This is a genomic window from Achromobacter sp. 1012554356, assembly GCF_059760815.1.
This window is the reverse complement of the sequence record NZ_JCBANC010000028.1, coordinates 24,088-42,681: the sequence shown is the minus strand read 5'-3', so window position 1 is coordinate 42,681 and position 18,594 is coordinate 24,088. Positions and strand designations below refer to the sequence as shown.

The following is an 18,594-nucleotide window of genomic DNA, read 5'->3' as shown; positions in this document are numbered from 1 at the left end:
GGCTAGCGCGCTGCGGCAGCCGCCCGGCAGGCCTCGTGCGCCAGGTCGCCCAGCGTGCGGATCGCCGCTTCGATGCCGGCTTCCCACGGATGCCCGTAGTTCAGGCGTAGCGCGCTGCCAAACTGGCCGCTGGCCGAGAAGATCGGGCCGGGCGCCACGCTGATGCCGCGCGCCAGCGCTTGGCGGTGCAGCGACAGCGCATCCACGGCGGCGGGCAGTTCCAGCCACAGGAAGAATCCGCCCTGCGGCCGCGTCACGCGCGTGCCGGCGGGAAAGGCCTGCGCGATGGCGTCGGCCATGCGCTCCTGCTGCGCCTGCAAGGTTTGGCGCAGGCGCCGCAGGTGGCGGTCGTAGCCGCCTTGTTCCAGGTATTCGGCAATCGCACCCTGCGCGGGGCCTGATGCCGACAGCGTCGATGACAGCTTCAGGCGCTGCACCTGCTGGGCATAGCGTCCGGCGCTGGCCCACCCAATGCGATAGCCGGGCGCCAGGCATTTCGAGAACGACGAACAATGCAGCACCAGTCCGCGCGTGTCGTAGGCCTTTGCGGGCACGGGCCGCGTCGTGCCAAAGTACAGCTCGCCATAGACGTCGTCTTCGATCAGCGGAATGTCGTGCCGCGCAAGCAGTTCGACCAGCTGCCGCTTTCTGTCGTCCGGCATCAGGCAGCCCAGCGGGTTCTGAAACTGCGTCATCAGCCAGCAGGCGCGCGGCGAGTGCCGCTGGATGGCGGCCTGCATCGCGTCCAGGTCGATCCCGGTGCGCGGATGGGTAGGCACTTCCAGCGCTTTCAGCCCAAGGCGTTCCAGCGCCTGCAGCGCACCGTAAAAGGTGGGCGCCTCGACCATGACGGTGTCGCCCGGTTGCGTGACCGCTTGCAGGCAGAGATTCAACGCTTCCAGGGCGCCGTTGGTGACGACGATATCGGTGGCGGGCAGGTTGATGCCGCCGATCAGGTAGCGCAGCGCGATCTGCCGTCGCAGGCGCGGATTGCCGGGCGCCAGGTCTTCGACGGTGTCACGCGGATCCTGACGCTTCAGATGCGCGGCCATGGCCTGCGCCAATCGCGGTAACGGAAACAACAGCGGGGAGGGGAAGGCCGAACCGAGCGGCGTGACGTCGCGGTTGCGGACCGAGCCGAGGATGTCGAAGATCCGCTCGCTGATTGCCAGTTCGGTGGATTCGCCGTCGGGGCACGAGGCCCCCGGTTCGGGCGGCAGCGATTCGGCGGGGGCGTTGACGTAGTAGCCCGAGCGCGGCTGCGCGCGGATCAGGCCGCGGGCTTCGAGCAGGTAGTAGGCCTGGAAGACGGTGGAGGGGCTGACGCCGCGCGCGGCGCACGCGTCGCGCACCGAGGACAGCTTGTCGCCGGCCCGCAGGACGCCGCTTGCGATCGACGAGGCGATCTCGTCGGCCAGGGTTTCGTAAAGGCTCACGATGCCGCAGGGCGACGTTGCGGGCTCATTTGCTGCTTTGGAGGATCGCCATGGCCTGGCGTTCCATGAATTCGCCCAGCGTGTCGATGCCGCGCAGCTTGAGGATGGTATTGCGCACCGCCGCCTCGACCAGCACAGCCAGGTTGCGGCCCGCGGCCACTTGCAGCATCACCTTGCGTACGGGCAGGCCCAGCATGTCTTGCGTGATGTCCTGCAGCGGCAGGCGTTCGAACTTGTCCTGCGCGGTGGCGCGCACCAGGTGCACGATGAGTTTGAGCCGCATCTTGCGGCGCACCGAGGTTTCGCCAAAGATCGTGCGGATGTCGAGCAGGCCCAGGCCGCGGACTTCCAGCAGGTTCTGCAGCAGTTGCGGACAGTGGCCTTCGATCATGTTGGGCGCGGTGCGCGAGAACTCGACCGCGTCGTCGGCCACCAGGCCGTGGCCGCGCGAAATCAGTTCGAGCGCCAGTTCGCTTTTGCCCAGACCCGATTCGCCCGTGATCAGGACGCCCAGACCCAGCACGTCCAGGAACACACCGTGCACCGTGGTGGTGGGCGCGAGCTTCTTGCCGAGATAGATGCGCAAGAGGTCAATGAGCTGCGCGGCGGCAACCGGCGTGGACAGCAGCGGCACCTGGTGCTGGTCGCACTGGTCGACCAGATCCTGCGGCGGCGTCAGGCCATCGGCCAGCAGAATCGCCGGCACGCCGCCGATCAGCAGCTCGTCCATGTGGTGCATGCGGCGGCGCAGGTCGAAACGCGTGTAGTACGCCAGCTCTTCCTGGCCGAACACCTGGATGCGCGACGGGTGAATAAGGTTCAAGTGGCCGACGAGATCGGCGGCCGCCATGCCGTCATCGGGAATCGCGCGGTCCGCGGCGCCCTGGCCCGAGATCCAGTTAAAGGGGATTTTGTCGGCGTTGTCGTCGACGAGTTCCTGCACCGTGAGCATGGCAGCGATTCCGCGTGGGATCAGAGTTGGCCGGTCGTGAGCATTCTGTGGACGATGGCCGCATCCGGCTCGGTGGCCAGGGCCTCGCGCAATGCCTTGTTGGACATGAGCTGGGCGAGTTCGGCCAGGATGTCCAGGTGCTGCTGCGTGGCGGTTTCAGGCACCAGCAGACACAGCAGCATCGACACGGGCTGTCCGTCGGGCGCGTCGAAGGTGATGGGCTGAGCAAGGCGGATGAACGCCGCCAGTGCCTGCTCCAGACCTTTCACGCGGCCGTGCGGCACGGCAACGCCCTGACCCAGGGCGGTAGACCCCAGGCGCTCGCGGGCAAAGAGGCTGTCGAACACGAGGGCGCGTGCCAAGCCGTTGTTGTTTTCAAAAAGCAGACCGGCCTGTTCGAACGCACGTTTCTTGCTCGTGGCGAGCATATCGAGCACGACGTTGCCGGCGGGGAGGATGCGCGACAAATGATTCATCAGGTCATTATATGGTTATATGACGCACTGCAACAATCAACCGCCCCGTGCCTCGGAGGACCGAGGAGCCAACGGGACCACAAGAGCGACAGCATAGTCTGATCGCGATACCTTGTGGACATTCTGGGCCTGGCAGGGTTCCCGCAGACGCACGTATCGGACAAACGCAGGGAAAACGCCAAGTGGCCGGCAGGCGGCAGCGAGATGAAACAGGGGATTGGGTGGTGCAGGAGGGGAGTTTGCCGATGCCCCAGCTGGACGTGAGGTCTAGCGGGACACCGGGACTTAGGCAGGATCGTGGGATCGCTGTACTGCTAGTCGCTCAGGTGAGCGGTCATGAAGCGCGTTACTGCTGGGGTGGCGAGAGGGTCGCCGCTTGCCGCTTCACGGACTCTGCTGAATGACTTCTTACCTTGTCCTTGTGCTTGATGACCTGACGGTCGACTTTGTCAGCAAGAAGGTCGATGGCTGCATAGAGGTTTTCATCGGTTGCTTCACAATGAATGTCCTTGCCGCTCAGACGCATGGTGATTTCGGCTCTATGCCGCAGGGGCTCTACTGAGAGCATGACCTGGGTATCGATGACGTGATCGAAATGCCGCAGCACTCGCGCCAGTTTGTTCATGACATATTCCCGGATGGCCGGGGTGACGTCGAGGTGACGACCGCAGATGCTCAGGTTCATAGTGTGCTCTCCTTCTAAAAGAGGAAAAAAGTGCGCAAAAGGCGCGGTAAGTTCGTAGGCGTTCTCCTTCAATAAGCAGGGTTCGTTTAGCTCTAGTGTATAGACTCGGGCCGATAAAACAAGCTGACCTACCGCAACTTCATGGCATTTTTATGGCTGAGCCCGAGAGCGTATGGCGGTCTTTTTTCATGCGTTACGGGGTCTTTCAGGCGGTGGTTACATACGGAAGTGTTCGCCCAGGTATACCCGGCGAACGGCGGGGTCGCCCACGATTTCCTCGGGGTGGCCGTCGGTCAGCACCTTGCCTTCACTGATGATGTAAGCGCGATCGCAGATGCCCAGGGTTTCGCGCACGTTGTGGTCGGTGATCAGCACGCCGATCCCGCGGCCCTTCAGGAAGCGCACGATGCGCTGGATCTCGATGACGGCGATGGGATCCACGCCGGCAAACGGTTCGTCCAGCAGGATGAAGCGCGGGCTGGTGGCCAGCGCGCGCGCGATTTCCACGCGCCGGCGTTCACCGCCCGACAGCGAGATCGCGGCGTTGCTGCGGATGTGCCCGATCTGCAGCTCTTCGAGCAGCGATTCCATCTGTTCGTTGATCTTGGGCGTCGTCAGCGGACGGCCATCCGGACCCACTTGCAATTCCAATACCGCGCGGATGTTCTGCTCCACCGTCAGGCGGCGGAACACGGAGGCATCTTGCGGCAGATACGACAGGCCCATGCGCGCGCGCTTGTGGATGGGCATCGCGGTGATGACGGAGCCGTCGATTTCGATACGGCCCGCGTCCGCCGGCACCAGGCCGACGATCATGTAGAAGCTGGTGGTCTTGCCTGCGCCGTTGGGGCCCAAGAGGCCTACGACTTCGCCGCTGACCACGGACAGGGACACATCCTGCACGACGGTGCGGCCGTTGTAGGTCTTGCGCAGTCCGGTTGCGCGCAGGCTGCCCTGCTTGACGCCCGAAGGGGCGGAGGTCACGGGGGTCGGCACTGAAGGTTGATTCATCGTGGCTGCGATTGGTGTGGCGGGGGAAGCGCTTCAGCGCCCTTTCTTGGTTGCCTGCTGCTTGCGGCATTCAGCGACAGCGGCGTCCAGCTTGGCGCGCGGTTCGGCCAGGGACCGCACGCGTCCGCCAGCCGCGGCGGAGTTCGGGCCGCCTTGCGCTTCGTAGGTGCCGGACTTCTCGTTGTAGCGTACCCGCTCGCCGCGAATGGTATCGAACGGTTTCCCACAGACGTAGCGGACGATGACGGCCTGGCCGATCAGGTCGAACGTGCTGTTGGTGCCGTCGTATTCGGCGCGCAGGCCCTTGCCTTCGATGAGTTCGAAGCTGTCGGGGCGCTCCTGGCGGATCGTGACCACCTTGCCTTTGTCGGCGATGGCCGTGCCGTATTGGTTGCCCTGCGCATCCTCGTTCATTTGCAGCGTGTCTGACGACAGCGTCATCAGCCCGCGCGTCAGGTTGACGTTGCCGGTGAACACGCTTTGTTTCTTCACGTCGTCGTAGTGCAGCGTGTCCGACAGGATCAGCGTGCTGGGCTCTTCGGCCGGCGTGGCCGCTTTCGGTTCCGCCGCGTGCGCCGGCGCAAGCGCGCAGGCCGTCAACAGCACGGCGCCCATCAGGCGGGTCGTCGGGGCGAGGAAGGTCCGAAGGTCGGTCATGGCTTTTTCTGGTTAGAGTTGTTGGCAGGAATTTCGGTGCGGCGCTGCTGCTTGCCTTCCGAACCGGCAATTTCCACGTCGGTCGATGCCGAAACCTGCAATTGGCGAGTCTTGTTGTTGTAGTGCATGCCCGTGCCCTGCATGCGCGAGCGGCCCTTCAGGACCGTGGCGGGCAGGTCGGTGAAGACCACGTCTTCGTCGGGCAGGATGATGAGCTGCTGGCTGCGCACGTCCAGCATGTCGTTCTCGGCGTCGGGCTGGCGCAGCACATGGGCATCGCCTTGCATGACGATGCGCTTGCCGCCCTGTTCCATCACGGCCGTTTTGGAAACGGCCACCGTGATCGGATTGGACTCGCGCTGGCCCACGGCGCGCGGCGCCGTGACGTGATACGAGTCGTCGTCGGGAAAATGCTCCATATAGTCGCCTTCGAGGCGGTTGATGGGCTTGCCCGTGGGATCGGTGCGCAGCATCACGAATTCGCGCGACCACGCATCCATTTCGTGGGTGACGCGGCGCGGCGGGTCCACCTGGATGGCGCGCTGCGCGTAATCGGCCGCCCACCACGAACTGGTGACCAGCACCAGCAGCAGGAACAGCGCGATCAGTGAGGGAAAACGTTCTTTCATCGGGTGCGCCGCGAGGGCGTATTCGTTGAGGGCGGAATCACTGGATCGCCCCGGGGCCCAGCAGGCCCGGCGCAGCCAGGAAGGCGCCCAGGCGGCCTTGCGAGGCCAGGAGGAGATCGCAGCATTCGCGCACGGCCCCGCTTCCGCCGGGCAGGGTCGAAACCCAGTGCGCGGTCTGGCTGACGTAGCCGGGGGCGTTGGGCACGCTGGCGGCAAAACCCGCGCGCTGCAAGGCCGGCAGGTCGATGATGTCATCGCCCATGTAGCCGGTTTGATTCAGTTGGACACCGCAGCGCTGCGCAAGTTCGGTCAGGGCGGTGCCCTTGTCGCGCACGCCCTGGATCACTTCGGCGATGCCGAGTTCGGCCGCGCGGCGCGCGACGATGGGGCCGGAACGGCCGGTGATCAGCGCGACTTTCAGCCCGCCTTCCATCAGCAGCCGCAGCCCGTGGCCGTCCAGCGCGTGGAAGCGTTTTTGCAGTTCGCCGCCTTCGCCGTAATAGAGGCTGCCATCGGTCAGCACGCCGTCCACGTCGAAAACCATCAGCCGCACGGCCGCGGCGCGTTCGCGCACGATGGCGGGGATACGGGCAAGCACCAGCGCTTCGGCCGGGTGATTCACGGAAGCAGAGAGATTCATAGTCATACCACTTTAGCGGCCATCAGATCGTGCATGTGCAATGCACCGACCAGCGCGCCGTCATTGTCCATCACCAGCATGTGATTGAGCCGTTGTTCGTCCATCTGCCGGGCGGCCTCGACGGCGAGTGCCTCGGGGTTGATGCTGCGCGGCGATCGCGTCATGCCCGCCTCGACGGTCAGGCTGCGGATGTCGCCGTGCCGCGCGATCAGACGGCGCAAGTCGCCGTCGGTGAAGATGCCCAGCGGGCGGTGCTGTGCGTCGGTCACGACCGTCATGCCCATGCCCTTGGCCGACATGACCTCCAGGGCCTGCGACACCGGGGTGTCCGCCGTGACGATGGGCAGGGCGTTTCCCTGGCGCATGACGTCGCGCACGTGGGTGAGCAGCCGGCGGCCCAGCGCGCCGCCCGGGTGCGAGCGGGCAAAGTCCTGCGGGCCGAAACCGCGCGCTTCCAGGCAGGCGACGGCCAGGGCGTCGCCCAGCGCCAGTGCGGCCGTGGTGCTGGCGGTGGGGGCCAGGTTCAGCGGGCAGGCTTCCTGGGCCACGCTGGCATCCAGATGGATGTCGGCCTGGCGGGCCAGTTCGGATTGCGGGTTGCCGGTGATCGCCACCAGCCCGGCGCCCATGCGACGCACCACGGGCAGGATGGTCAGCAGTTCCTCGCCCGAGCCCGAATAGGAGATGGCGATGAGCACGTCGTCGCGGGTGATCATGCCCAGGTCGCCATGGACGGCCTCGGCGGCGTGCACGAAGAAGGCGGGGGTGCCGGTGGACGCCAGCGTCGCGGCGATCTTGCGGGCGATGTGTCCCGTTTTTCCGATGCCGCTGACGACCACCCGGCCGCGGCAGGCAAGCAGCAGGTCGACGACCCGCGTGAAGCTGTCATCCAGCCGGGCGGACAGGTCTTGCAGGCCCTGGCATTCAATCTGTAGCGTTCTGCGCGCAGATGCCAGCGCGGTGCCGGACGATGAGGTGGGATGGTCGGTCATGGGGCGGATTTTAATCTCAGTATGCTAGTTTGCCCCGCGCAGGGGCGTATGGCATGCTGGCGAGTCTTTCAATGGCTTTCAAACTTTCCTTCCAGGCCCGCTCCATGTCCAGCATTTCCAGTCCCGTCCTTGGCACGCCACTGTCCCCCCTGGCCACCCGCGTCATGCTGCTGGGGTCCGGTGAACTGGGCAAAGAGGTCATCATCGCCCTGCAGCGCCTGGGCGTCGAAGTCATTGCGGTGGATCGGTATGCCGACGCCCCGGGCCATCAGGTGGCGCACCGGGCGCATGTGGTCTCGATGACGGACCCGCAGGCCTTGCGGCAGGTCATCGAGCAGGAGCAGCCGCACGTTATTGTCCCTGAAATCGAGGCCATTGCCACCAGCTTGCTGGTGGAACTGGAAGCGGCCGGCGTGGCGCGGGTCACCCCGACGGCCCGCGCGGCCCAGCTCACCATGAATCGCGAAGGCATCCGCCGCCTGGCGGCCGAGACCCTGGGCCTGCCGACTTCGCCCTACAGCTTCGTCGACACCGAGGAAGAATTGCGCCAGGCGATCGACGGCGGCATCGGCTATCCGTGCGTCATCAAGCCGGTCATGTCGTCGTCGGGCAAAGGCCAGTCGGTCATCAAGAGCGCCGACGACGTGGCCTCCGCCTGGCGCTATGCCCAGGAAGGGGGCCGGGTCGGGGGCGGCCGCGCCATTGTCGAGGGGTTCATCCGCTTCGACTACGAAATCACGCTTCTGACCGTGCGCGCCCGTGGCGCCGACGGCCAGGTCGAGACCCGGTACTGCGAGCCCATCGGCCACAAGCAGGTCGACGGCGACTACGTCGAAAGCTGGCAGCCGCACCCCATGTCGCCGGCGGCGCTGCAGCGCGCCCGCGACATCGCGCTGGCCGTCACGTCCGAGCTGGGCGGCCTGGGCATCTTCGGCGTCGAGCTCTTCGTGGCGGGCGACCAGGTCTGGTTCTCGGAAGTCAGTCCGCGTCCGCACGACACCGGCATGGTCACCATGATTACCCAGGTGCAGAACGAATTCGAACTGCACGCCCGTGCGCTGCTGGGGCTGCCGGTCGATCCCAGCCTGCGCCAGCCGGGCGCCAGCAGCGTCATCTACGGTGGCGTGGAAGCCGGTGCTGTGTCGTTCCATGGCGTGGCCGAGGCCCTGGCTGAGCCCGGCACGGACATCCGTCTCTTCGGCAAGCCCGAATCGTTCGTCAAGCGCCGCATGGGCGTGGGCCTGGCCGTGGCCGAGGACGTAGCCGCCGCCCGCGCCAAGGCCAAGCGCGTGTCCGCCGCCGTGACCGTCAAGGCCGGCTGATCGCCCTGAACCCTGCGTCGCTGACGGGGTAAAAGCCCCCGGCAACCCCCAGCTTTTCCTCCCCTTGAACGCCACCCGCCTCACCGGCCGGTGGCGTTTTTGCCGTCCGCCGCCTCCGCCAAGTGTTGTATGGCTGTCACGTTGAACGGCTAATTTGCCGTGCGCGCCCTCTGAATGGCGTTGGTTTGCGCTCTTGCCCCTGCTGCAGGTGTGGTTTGCGCTTTCTCATCGTTTGTTCGATAATTTCAGAAATTTCTGAAATCAACGTAACTGCATATGTCGTGCAGGATTCGTTGTGTGACTGGCTGATCCTCATGGCGCTTTCCCCCCAGATTGAACGTTTCGTCCTGCACTTCGGTGAGATGGGCAGCCGTTGGGGCGTAAATCGCACCGTCGGCCAGATCTACGCACTGCTGTTCCTGGCGCCGCAGCCGCTCAACGCCGACGATATCGCCGAGGCCCTGGGCTTTTCGCGCTCGAACGTCAGCCTCGGGCTGAAGGAGCTGCAGTCCTGGCGCCTGGTCAAGCTGATGCATCAGGTGGGCGACCGCCGCGACTACTTCGAGACCCCCAAGGACGTCTGGGAAATCTTCCGCATCCTCATGGAAGAGAAGCGCAAGCGCGAAGTCGACCCCACCCTTACGCTCCTGCGCGACACGCTGCTGGAGTCGCCGTCCGGGCCCGACGAGGCTTACGCGCAACAACGAATGACCGAAATGCTGGAGCTCATCGAACTATCCACGGGGTGGTTCGATGAGGTTCAACGGCTGCCGCCCGAAACCCTGCAAAGCCTCATGAAACTTGGTTCCAAGGTGCAGAAGGTGTTGGGATTCGCCGGCAAATTGCGGGGCAAGGGCTGACCCGTCACGCCTCGATTTTTCAGGAAACCTCTATGAAGTTGTATGCAACGCCCCTAACATGGCGCGTCAGACGGCCTGGGAACCATGCCGGTTGCCGCAGCGCGTCGACGCCTTGGGAGCAGCCTCATGATTGATATCGATGTCGTGAATCTCTCGCGGTTCCAGTTCGCCGCGACCGTGCTCTACCATTTCATCTTTGTCCCGCTCACGCTTGGCCTGTCGTTCATCCTGGCCATCATGGAAAGCGTGTACGTCATGACCGGCCGCCCCATCTGGAAAAAGATGACGATGTTCTGGGGCACGCTGTTCGGCATCAACTTTGCGCTGGGCGTGGCGACCGGCGTGGTGATGGAGTTCCAGTTCGGCATGAACTGGTCCTACTACAGTCACTACGTGGGCGACATCTTCGGCGCGCCGCTGGCGCTTGAAGGGCTGATGGCGTTCTTCCTGGAAGCCACCTTCGTCGGCCTGTTCTTCTTCGGCTGGAACCGCATGTCCAAGGTCAGCCACCTGGCCGTGACCTGGCTGGTGGCCTTTGGCACCAACTTCTCGGCCCTGTGGATCCTGATCGCCAACGGCTGGATGCAGAACCCGGTCGGCGCGATCTTCAATCCGGACACGATGCGCATGGAAATGACCGACTTCGCCGCGGTCATCTTCAACCCTGTCGCGCAAGCCAAGTTCGTGCACACCGTCAGCGCCGGCTACGTGGCAGGCGCCATGTTCGTCATGTCGATCAGCGCCTGGTATCTGCTGCGCGGCCGCCATATCGACCTGGCCAAGCGCTCGATGGCGGTGGCCGCCAGCTTCGGTCTGGCCGGCGCGCTGTCGGTGGTCGTGCTGGGTGACGAAAGCGGTTACCTCACCACCGAACACCAGAAGATGAAGATCGCGGCCATGGAGTCCATGTGGCACACCGAGCCCGCGCCCGCATCGTTCAACCTATTCGCCATCCCGAACCAGGCCGAGCGCCGCAACGATTTCGCGATCGAGATTCCCTATGTCATGGGCATCATCGGCACGCGGTCGCTGACCACGCCGCTGCTGGGCATCAACGACCTGATCCTGCGCGCCGAGAATCGCATCCGCGACGGCCTCGTGGCCTATGAAGCCCTGCAGAAGATCCGCGCCAATCCCAAGGACGTCGATGCCCGCATGGTGTTCGACAAGACCTGGCCGGACCTGGGCTATGCGCTGCTCGTCAAGCGCCATGAGGAGGACCTCAGCAAGGTCACCGAGGCGCAGATCAAGCAGGCCGCGATCGATACCGTGCCGACCGTGGCGCCGCTGTTCTGGGCGTTCCGCATCATGGTCGCAGTGGGCATGTACCTGATCCTGTTCTTCGGCGTGGCGTTCTGGCTTGCGTCTCGCGGCCGCCTGGATAGCAGTCCCCGTCTGCTCAAGGTGGCGCTGTGGAGCCTGCCGCTGCCGTGGATCGCCATCGAAAGCGGCTGGTTCGTCGCCGAGTACGGCCGCCAGCCCTGGGTGATCGAAGGCGTGCTGCCCACGTATTACGCGGCATCGGGCCTCACGATCACCGACCTCGTCATCAGTCTGACGATCTTCCTGGTGCTGTACACGATCCTGCTCATCATCGGCGTGAAGGTCATGCTGCATGCCATCAAGGCCGGACCGAAATCCGACGGGCCGGCGCCGGGTGATGCCGCCGCCGATCCCGTCCACGCCGCCGTGCGCGCCTAAGGGGAGAAACGCAAATGGATACCCTTATTCCTTTCGACTACGGCACGCTGCGCGTGGTGTGGTGGGCGTTGATGGGCGCGTTGCTCATCGGCTTTGCCGTCATGGATGGCTTTGACTTGGGCGTGGCCGCGCTGTTGCCGGTGGTCGCCAAGACCGACGCCGAGCGCCGCATCGTGATTAACGTGGTGGGGCCGGTGTGGGAAGGCAACCAGGTCTGGCTCATCACTGCGGGCGGCGCCATCTTCGCCGCGTGGCCGTTGCTTTATGCCGCGTCGTTCTCGGGCTTTTACCTGGCGATGATGCTGGTGCTGCTTGCGCTGATTCTGCGGCCGGTCGGCTTCAAGTACCGCAGCAAGATGGAAGGCACGCGCTGGCGCAACCGCTGGGATGCCGTGCTGTGCTTCTCGGGCGTGCTGGCGTCGCTGGTGTTTGGCGTGGCCATGGGCAACGTCATCCTCGGCGTACCGTTCACGTATGACGCGGTGACGCTGCGTCCGATGTACGAAGGGCATTTCTTCCAGCTCTTCATGCCCTTCGCCTTGCTGGCAGGCGTACTGAGCGTGGTGATGTTGACCATGCACGGCGCGGTGCTGCTGGCCTGGCGCACGGATGATCCCGTGTCCTCGCGGGCGCGCAACTGGGGCCGGCTGTGCGCAATGCTCACCGCCGTGCTCTTCGTGGCCGGTGGCTTCTGGGTCGCGGGCGGCGTGCCGGGCCATGCGATCACCAGTGTGGTCGACCCGGCCGCGCCGTCGGACCCGATGCTCAAGTCCGTGTCGGTGCAGACCGGCGCCTGGATGGCCAACTACGCGAAGTGGCCGTGGATGTGGATCGCGCCCGCGCTGGGCGTGGCCGGCGCCTTGCTCGCGGGGCTGCTGCTGACCGTGCGCGCCAACATGCTGGCGTTCCTGTCGTCCTCGGCGTCCATCGCCGGCGTGATCCTGACGGTGGGCTTCTCGCTCTTCCCGTTCATCATGCCGTCCTCGGTCAATCCGAAGGCAGGCCTGACGGTATGGGACGGCTCGTCCAGCCATCTGACGCTGTGGATCATGGTGATCGCGGTTGCCGTATTCCTGCCCATCGTGACCCTCTACACCGCCTGGGTGTATCGCGTCATGCGCGGCAAGGTCACCCATGATTCGGTTGGCGATACGCCCAACTCGTACTGATAAAGGAACCAACACCATGTGGTATTTCTCATGGATCCTCGGCCTGGGCCTGGCGTGCGCTTTCGCCATTCTTAATGCGATGTGGTTCGAGTTGCGTGAAGGTCAGAGCCATGACCCGCGCGCCAGCCGCGGCGACGAGTGAGCGGCGGCGCAAGCAGCCTCGAGCACGACCCGTCGGCGTCCCTGCAGAAGCCGCCGCGCGAGCAGTCGCGGTGGCTGATGGGGCTGGCCCGGTCGGCGCGGTTCCCGCTCATTTTTGCGGGCGCCGCGCCGCTGGTAAGCGGCGTCTTGCTGGTCGTGCAGGCCTGGCTGCTTGCCAGGGTGCTCGATTCGGCGATCGTCGGCCATTTCCCGCGAGCTGAACTGCTGGGCAGCATCGCCGCCATCGCGGGGCTGATGCTGGTGCGCGCGTGCATCACGTGGGCCGGCGAGCGCGCCGGCGCGGATGCTTCCGAGCGCATCAAGCGCCACGTGCGCCAGTCCCTGTTTCAGCGGCTGGTGCAGAAAGGTCCTTACTGGAGCCGCGGCAAGGCGTCGGGTGAACTGGCGAGTGCGGTGGTCGACCAGGTGGAGGCGCTGGATGGCTTCTTTGCCAAGTACCTGCCCGCGATGGCCGCGGCCGCAATGCTTCCCGTGGCGTTTTCGGTGGTGCTGCTGCCGGTTGACGTGATTGCCGGCCTGGTGCTGTTGATCACCGCGCCGCTGATTCCGCTCTTCATGGCGCTGGTAGGGTGGGGCGCGCAAGGCGCCAGCCGCCGCCACTTGCGCGCCTTCGCTCGCCTGTCGGGCTTTTTTGCTGACCGGCTGCGCGGGCTGTCCACACTGAAGCTGTATGGACGCGCGCAGGCCGAGGCCCAGTCCGTCGTGGCGGCCAGCGATGCGCTGCGCCAGCGGACGATGTCGGTGCTGCGCATCGCGTTCCTGTCGTCGGCCGTGCTGGAATTCTTTGCCGCGCTGGGCGTGGCGGGCGTTGCCGTCTACATCGGCCTGACCTACCTGGGATTCCTGGACGTGCGCTGGTCGCCTCTGACCTTGCAGGCCGGGCTCTTCTGCCTGCTGATGGCGCCCGAGGTCTATGCCCCGCTGCGCCAGTTTGCGGCCCACTATCACGATCGCGCGACAGCGCTTGCCGCCGTGACGCAGATCGCCGTGCTGTTCGATGGCCTGCCGCAAGCCGAAGCCGAGGACACGTCCGCATTGCGCGGCCGGCCCGCGCACGCCGGCCTGGGCGCTGCGGTCGCCATCGGCGGTCTGCGCGTCGAGGCGCCGGGCCGTGGCCAGCCAGTGCTGGCGGATGCCGCTTTTGATCTGGCGCCGGGCGAACACGTGGCGCTGATGGGACCCAGCGGCGTCGGCAAATCCACATTCATCGAGGCCATCGCGCGTCTGCGGCCAGCCGACGGCGACATCCGCATCGATGGCCTGCCCCTGGCGCAATGGGATGAGGCCGCCTTGCGCCAGCGCGTGGCGCTGATCGGCCAGCGGCCGCAGTTGCTGGCTGGCTCAATCGCCGACAACATCCGGCTGGGGCAGCCGGGCGCCACGGATGCGCAGGTGCAGGACGCCGCGCGCCGCGCGTGCGTGCTGGAATTCACGCAGGACCTGCCGCAAGGCCTGGACACTGCGCTCGGCAGCCGCGGCCATGGTCTGTCCGGCGGCCAGGCGCAGCGCGTGGCGCTGGCCCGCCTGTTCCTGCGCGACCCCGGCCTGATTCTGCTGGACGAACCCACCGCCCATCTGGACGAAGCAACGCAGGCCCGCGTGCTGGACGAGATCCTGCAGTTTTCCGCCGGCCGCACCCTGGTGCTGGCGACGCATTCGCCCGCGGTGGCGGCAAGATTTGGCCGCGTGGCGCGCGTCGCCAACGGCACGGTAATAGACGCATGAAGAACCTGTTGTTGCTCCTGCCCCTGTACGCGCGCCGAAAAGGCGGGCTTTTGCTCGCATTGTTCTGCGCGCTGGCCACCGTTGCCGCTGGCGTGGGTCTGCTGGGCGTGTCGGGCTGGTTCCTGACCGGCGCGTTCCTGGCCGGCGCAGGCAGCGTCTTCAACCTGTTCGCGCCTTCCGCGCTGGTGCGCGGGCTGTCGTTCCTGCGCATCGTGTCGCGCTACGCCGACCGCGTGGTCGGGCATGCCGCCACCTTGCGTCTGCTGGCGGATCTGCGCGCCATGGTGTTCGCGGCGCTGATCCGGCTGACACCGCGCCAGTTGGCGCGTTATCGAAGCGGCGACCTGGTCGCCCGCATGACGAATGACGTCGACGCGCTGGATACGGTCTTTCTGTTTGTGCTCGCGCCGCTGGCCACCGCAATCATTGCCGGCGCGGTGCTCACCGCCGTGCTGGGGCAATGGGTGCCCGCCGCGGCGCTGGTCTTTGCGTTGGCGGTGCTGACGGCGTGCGCGGTGGTGCCGTTGTGGCTGTTGCGCGCGGCGCGCAAGCCCGGCGTGGCAGCACAGGAAAGCGCGGCAGGGCTGCGCGCCGCCACGCTGGACGCGGTGGACGGCCACGCGGACATGGTCGCGCTGCATGCGCAGGACCAGACGTTGGCGCACTTCGAGCGCCTGTGCGAAGCCAGCGCCCTGGCGCGGCGCAGTCAGGCGCGGGTGGCTGTGCGCGGGCAATGGTTCCTGCAGGTGGCCGCGGGCGCCGCGGTGATGGCGCTGCTGTGGTTCGGTCTGGCCGAGCATGAGGCGGGGCGGATCGAAGGCCCCGTCCTGGCCGGCCTGCTGCTGGCCGTCATCGGCATCTTCGAGGTTGCGGGCCCCATCATGCGCGGCGCTTCCCGGATGGGATCCGCGATGTCGGCAGCCGCGCGCATCCGAGAGATCACGCAATGCGAACCCGACATGCAGGATCCGGTTGTGCCGCGCCCGCTGCCCAATCACGGGGCGCTGGAACTGGAAGGCGTGCGCTTTGCTTACCCGGCGCGCGCGGCTGGCGACAGCGCGCCGGTGCTGCAGGACATCAACCTGCGCATCGAACCGGGTGAACGCGTGGCGATCGTGGGTGCAAGCGGCGCGGGCAAGTCCACGCTGCTGCATCTGATCCTCAGGCTGGAGGATCCGCAGGGTGGACACGTGCGGTTCGGCGGTTGCGATGCGCGCGAATGCGCGCAGGCGGACTGGCATCGGCGGATCGTTCTGCTGTCGCAGGATGCGCCCGTGTTCCTGGGCACGCTGCGCACCAATCTATTGATCGGCGATGCCACAGCCGACGATGCCGCCCTGTGGCGCGCCCTGGATGCGGCAAGGCTCGGCGAATTCGTGCGCGGCCTGCCCGACGGCCTGGACACGTGGGCGGGCGAGACGGGCTCGCAGTTGTCGGCCGGACAGGCGCGGCGCCTGTGCCTGGCCAGAGCCTTGCTGGCGCCTGCCGCGGTCATCGTGCTGGACGAGCCGACCGCGGGACTGGACGCCGCGGCTGAAGCCGCGTTCTTCGCGGACCTGGAACAGGCGGTGCGCGGGCGCACGGTTGTGCTGGCCACGCATGCGGCGTTGCCTGAAGGCGCGGTGCATCGTTGCCATGTGTTGCGTGACGGGCAATTGCATGACATGTCATCGCGCGCGGCAATCCTGGCTTAAGCGCGGCGGCGCGGTTATAGTTCGCCTTGCTTCAATTCTTCAGGGCCGTATCCATGCAGACCGACAACGCCGAGTTCATCCGGCGCACCATCCGCAGCGTTCCGGACTGGCCCCAACCCGGTGTCACGTTCCGCGATATCACGCCGGTGCTGCAGGACCCCCGTGCGTTCCGTGTCCTGATCGATCTCTTCGTCTATCGCTACATGCGCCAGCGCCTGGATCTGGTGGCGGGCGTGGACGCGCGCGGCTTCATCGTGGGCAGCGTGCTGGCTTATGAACTGAACCTGGGGTTCGTGCCCGTGCGCAAGAAGGGCAAGCTGCCCTACCGCACGGTGGCCGAGGAATACTCCCTGGAATACGGCAATGCCGCCGTCGAGATGCACACCGATTCGGTCCGCACGGGCCAGCGCGTTCTGCTGGTGGACGACCTGATCGCCACCGGCGGCACCATGCTCGCGGCCATCAAGCTGCTGCAGCGCCTGGGCGCCAACGTGGTGGAAGCGGCCGCCATCATCGACCTGCCGGATCTCGGCGGTTCCGCCAAGGTGGCCGCCACCGGCACGCCGCTCTACACGGTCTGTCAGTACGGCGCGGACACGACGCCGTAATTCGACGCCGTCCCTGACGACTTCCCTGGCTTACGCGTCGGACAGGCGAGGCTGGATGAAATCCAGAAACGCCTTCGTTTTGGCGGGCAGCATGCGCGAAGGCAGCAGCGCAAACAAGGGCAGGGGAGTCAGGCTCCATTCCGGCAACACGCGAACCAGGCCCGTCTGCTTGATGGCGCGCTCCATCGCATCAAACACCAGCAGCGGCGTGATGCCCAGCCCTTGGCCGGCCAATCGCCCCAGCATCCCAACGTTATTGGCCGACAGACGGCCAGATACTTGCACGCGCTCGACCTTGTCGCCCGAATGGAGCATCCAGAAGGATGACTCCTCGCGCATGGTCGGGCGCAGGCATTCGTGGTGCGTCAGGTCCGCCGGCACACGCGGTTCGCCGTGGCGGGCCAGGTATTCCGGCGACGCATAGAGCTGGTGCGCCATCAGCACGATCTTGCGCGAGATGAGGCTGGAATCGGGCTGTTGCCCGAAGCGCAGGATCAGGTCGAACGGATTGCTGATGGGATCGATCGGGCGCATGCTCAGGTCAAAGTCGCACTCGATGTCGGGATGCTGCTCGCGGAATTCGCGGATCACGGCGGGCAGGAACAATTGCGCAAGACTGGTGGGCAGCGAGATCCGCAGGCGGCCCTTGGGCTGCACGGCCATGTCCAGCAATTGGTCATGGGCGATGCGCGCCTCTTCGACGATGTGCCGGCAGCGTTCGAAATAAATGGCGCCCGCTTCGGTCAGGTCGATCTTGCGGGTGCTGCGATTGAGCAGCCGCATGCCAACGCTGCGTTCCAGCTCACTGACCCGGCGCGACAGCGTGGAGGTCGGGATATTCAGGGCTTCGGCGGCGTGGCTGAAGTTCTTGCGCTTGGCGACCTCGACGAATAGCGCGATGTCGTTAAGCTGGATGTCCATGAATGCCCTCGAGACTCAAATTTCCATTTCTGGCAGATTCGTATCATAAATGGAATTATTGTCCCGCCAGTAGAAATGTCTATTTCTCCACCTTGCACAACAGGGCCCTTGCGTGGCGCGTTGCGATTGCGTTACCTAGCTTGCGGGAAACTGAATGGCGGCAAGGGCCTTCACCATAGTGCATGCGCACGCAAAGGCCTTCATGCGCGGCGCCCGCCGCGGATACGACTTGCAATTGTCCCATCCGTGCAAATATGTTCACCAAATTAAGGGTTTTTACTAGGCGCTAATAACCAGATACTTCGTCCCAGCAATCAAATTGTCATATCGAATGCCGCCAACCCGGCGCAAGACGATGTGCAACGTTTAGGATGGAGTCATCAAAATGAAAGCCCTAGCAACCGCACTCATGGTTACCGCTACCCTCGTCGGCATGTCCGCCGCTCACGCCGATGGCAAGACGCGTGAACAGGTCCAGCAGGAACTGCAAGCCGCCAAGGCCGCCGGCACCGTCACCTTTGGCGAGCTGGACTATCCGCCCGCCGTCGCCCAGACCACCAGCCTGTCGCGCGAACAGGTGCAGCAGGAACTGCAAAGCGCCAAGGCCGCAGGCCAGGTGACGAGCGCCGAACTGGATTACCCGCCCAAGGCCGTGGCGCAGACCGCCGGCAAGAGCCGTGCAGAAGTCCGCCAGGAATTGGCCGACGCCAAGGCGCGCGGCGAATACACGTTTGGCGAACTGGACTACCCGCCCAAGGGCCGCTGAGTTCCAGCGCCGGCGCACCGCGCCGCCCGGCAGGTCACCGAAAGAACCCCTTGTGACGCCGAGGGGTTTTTTTGCGCCTCGCGCTTTTGTCGCCTGCCGAAACAGTGTGGCGTTTACGCCGCAAAAATTATTCCGCCTGCGCCACATGTGTTGGCGGTGGGCATGTCGCCGAACGCCGCATCCGGCCT

19 protein-coding genes are annotated in these 18,594 nt (G+C 65.5%); 9 read left to right on the top strand and 10 right to left on the bottom strand.

Translation table 11 applies throughout. From position 1 onward, the window contains the following. Positions 1–2: 2 nt before the first annotated feature. From AC6LJW_RS16025 to AC6LJW_RS15985, 9 genes are all read right to left on the bottom strand, one after another. Positions 3–1,436: an aminotransferase-like domain-containing protein gene (locus tag AC6LJW_RS16025; RefSeq protein ID WP_427988079.1), complete on the bottom strand. Its 1,434-nt coding sequence runs from the start codon at positions 1,434–1,436 to the stop codon at positions 3–5. Positions 1,437–1,461: 25 nt separating this feature from the next. Continuing rightward, complete coding sequence (gene hprK / locus AC6LJW_RS16020) at positions 1,462–2,388, bottom strand: HPr(Ser) kinase/phosphatase (RefSeq protein ID WP_006216298.1); 927 nt, start codon at positions 2,386–2,388, stop codon at positions 1,462–1,464. 20 nt (positions 2,389–2,408) lie between these two features. Then, a complete protein-coding gene (locus tag AC6LJW_RS16015; RefSeq protein WP_056560272.1) occupies positions 2,409–2,864 on the bottom strand; it encodes a PTS sugar transporter subunit IIA in 456 nt (151 codons plus the stop codon). Positions 2,865–3,210: 346 nt separating this feature from the next. Next, positions 3,211–3,549 carry a ribosome hibernation-promoting factor, HPF/YfiA family gene (gene hpf, locus AC6LJW_RS16010; RefSeq protein WP_056319592.1) on the bottom strand — a complete coding sequence of 113 codons (339 nt, stop codon included), beginning with the start codon at positions 3,547–3,549 and terminating at the stop codon, positions 3,211–3,213. Positions 3,550–3,765: 216 nt separating this feature from the next. Beyond that, positions 3,766–4,560 carry an LPS export ABC transporter ATP-binding protein gene (lptB, locus tag AC6LJW_RS16005; RefSeq protein ID WP_056560267.1) on the bottom strand — a complete coding sequence of 265 codons (795 nt, stop codon included), beginning with the start codon at positions 4,558–4,560 and terminating at the stop codon, positions 3,766–3,768. 33 nt (positions 4,561–4,593) lie between these two features. Further along, positions 4,594–5,217: a lipopolysaccharide transport periplasmic protein LptA gene (gene lptA, locus AC6LJW_RS16000; RefSeq protein ID WP_427987722.1), complete on the bottom strand. Its 624-nt coding sequence runs from the start codon at positions 5,215–5,217 to the stop codon at positions 4,594–4,596. After that, positions 5,214–5,846 carry an LPS export ABC transporter periplasmic protein LptC gene (gene lptC, locus AC6LJW_RS15995; RefSeq protein ID WP_056560260.1) on the bottom strand — a complete coding sequence of 211 codons (633 nt, stop codon included), beginning with the start codon at positions 5,844–5,846 and terminating at the stop codon, positions 5,214–5,216. The genes lptA and lptC overlap by 4 nt, the downstream gene beginning before the upstream one ends. A gap of 37 nt (positions 5,847–5,883) precedes the next feature. Further along, entirely contained in the window at positions 5,884–6,492 is a 609-nt protein-coding gene (locus tag AC6LJW_RS15990) for a KdsC family phosphatase (protein ID WP_082578795.1), read from the bottom strand. Next, a complete protein-coding gene (locus tag AC6LJW_RS15985; RefSeq protein ID WP_056560248.1) occupies positions 6,489–7,478 on the bottom strand; it encodes a KpsF/GutQ family sugar-phosphate isomerase in 990 nt (329 codons plus the stop codon). The genes AC6LJW_RS15990 and AC6LJW_RS15985 overlap by 4 nt, the downstream gene beginning before the upstream one ends. A gap of 104 nt (positions 7,479–7,582) precedes the next feature. Between AC6LJW_RS15985 and purT the strand changes: the two genes are divergently transcribed. The 8 genes from purT (at position 7,583) to AC6LJW_RS15945 (ending at position 16,719) form a co-directional block, all read left to right on the top strand. Continuing rightward, entirely contained in the window at positions 7,583–8,800 is a 1,218-nt protein-coding gene (gene purT, locus AC6LJW_RS15980; RefSeq protein ID WP_498087754.1) for a formate-dependent phosphoribosylglycinamide formyltransferase, read from the top strand. Between the two features lie 314 nt (positions 8,801–9,114). Then, the gene (locus AC6LJW_RS15975) at positions 9,115–9,660 is read left to right on the top strand and encodes a GbsR/MarR family transcriptional regulator (protein WP_056319609.1); all 546 of its coding nucleotides are present in this window, start codon (positions 9,115–9,117) and stop codon (positions 9,658–9,660) included. Between the two features lie 126 nt (positions 9,661–9,786). Beyond that, on the top strand, positions 9,787–11,361 hold the full coding sequence (locus AC6LJW_RS15970) for a cytochrome ubiquinol oxidase subunit I (RefSeq protein ID WP_427987725.1): 1,575 nt from the start codon (positions 9,787–9,789) through the stop codon (positions 11,359–11,361). Positions 11,362–11,375: 14 nt separating this feature from the next. Next, positions 11,376–12,530 (top strand): cytochrome d ubiquinol oxidase subunit II, encoded by a 1,155-nt coding sequence (gene cydB, locus AC6LJW_RS15965; protein ID WP_056560233.1) that lies wholly within the window; start codon positions 11,376–11,378, stop codon positions 12,528–12,530. A 16-nt stretch (positions 12,531–12,546) separates the two neighbouring features. Beyond that, positions 12,547–12,672, top strand: a complete 126-nt coding sequence (cydX, locus tag AC6LJW_RS15960) for a cytochrome bd-I oxidase subunit CydX (RefSeq protein WP_056560232.1) — start codon at positions 12,547–12,549, stop codon at positions 12,670–12,672. Between the two features lie 77 nt (positions 12,673–12,749). Continuing rightward, positions 12,750–14,417, top strand: a complete 1,668-nt coding sequence (gene cydD, locus AC6LJW_RS15955; protein WP_498087753.1) for a thiol reductant ABC exporter subunit CydD — start codon at positions 12,750–12,752, stop codon at positions 14,415–14,417. Beyond that, positions 14,414–16,111, top strand: a complete 1,698-nt coding sequence (gene cydC / locus AC6LJW_RS15950) for a thiol reductant ABC exporter subunit CydC (RefSeq protein WP_498087745.1) — start codon at positions 14,414–14,416, stop codon at positions 16,109–16,111. The genes cydD and cydC overlap by 4 nt, the downstream gene beginning before the upstream one ends. Before the next feature lie 53 nt (positions 16,112–16,164). Continuing rightward, complete coding sequence (locus AC6LJW_RS15945) at positions 16,165–16,719, top strand: adenine phosphoribosyltransferase (RefSeq protein ID WP_056319625.1); 555 nt, start codon at positions 16,165–16,167, stop codon at positions 16,717–16,719. A 30-nt stretch (positions 16,720–16,749) separates the two neighbouring features. Here the strand turns inward: AC6LJW_RS15945 and AC6LJW_RS15940 are convergent, their stop codons facing one another. Then, positions 16,750–17,640 (bottom strand): LysR family transcriptional regulator, encoded by an 891-nt coding sequence (locus tag AC6LJW_RS15940; RefSeq protein ID WP_056319627.1) that lies wholly within the window; start codon positions 17,638–17,640, stop codon positions 16,750–16,752. 385 nt (positions 17,641–18,025) lie between these two features. Between AC6LJW_RS15940 and AC6LJW_RS15935 the strand changes: the two genes are divergently transcribed. Next, positions 18,026–18,406: a DUF4148 domain-containing protein gene (locus AC6LJW_RS15935; RefSeq protein ID WP_056560229.1), complete on the top strand. Its 381-nt coding sequence runs from the start codon at positions 18,026–18,028 to the stop codon at positions 18,404–18,406. Positions 18,407–18,594 lie beyond the last annotated feature (188 nt).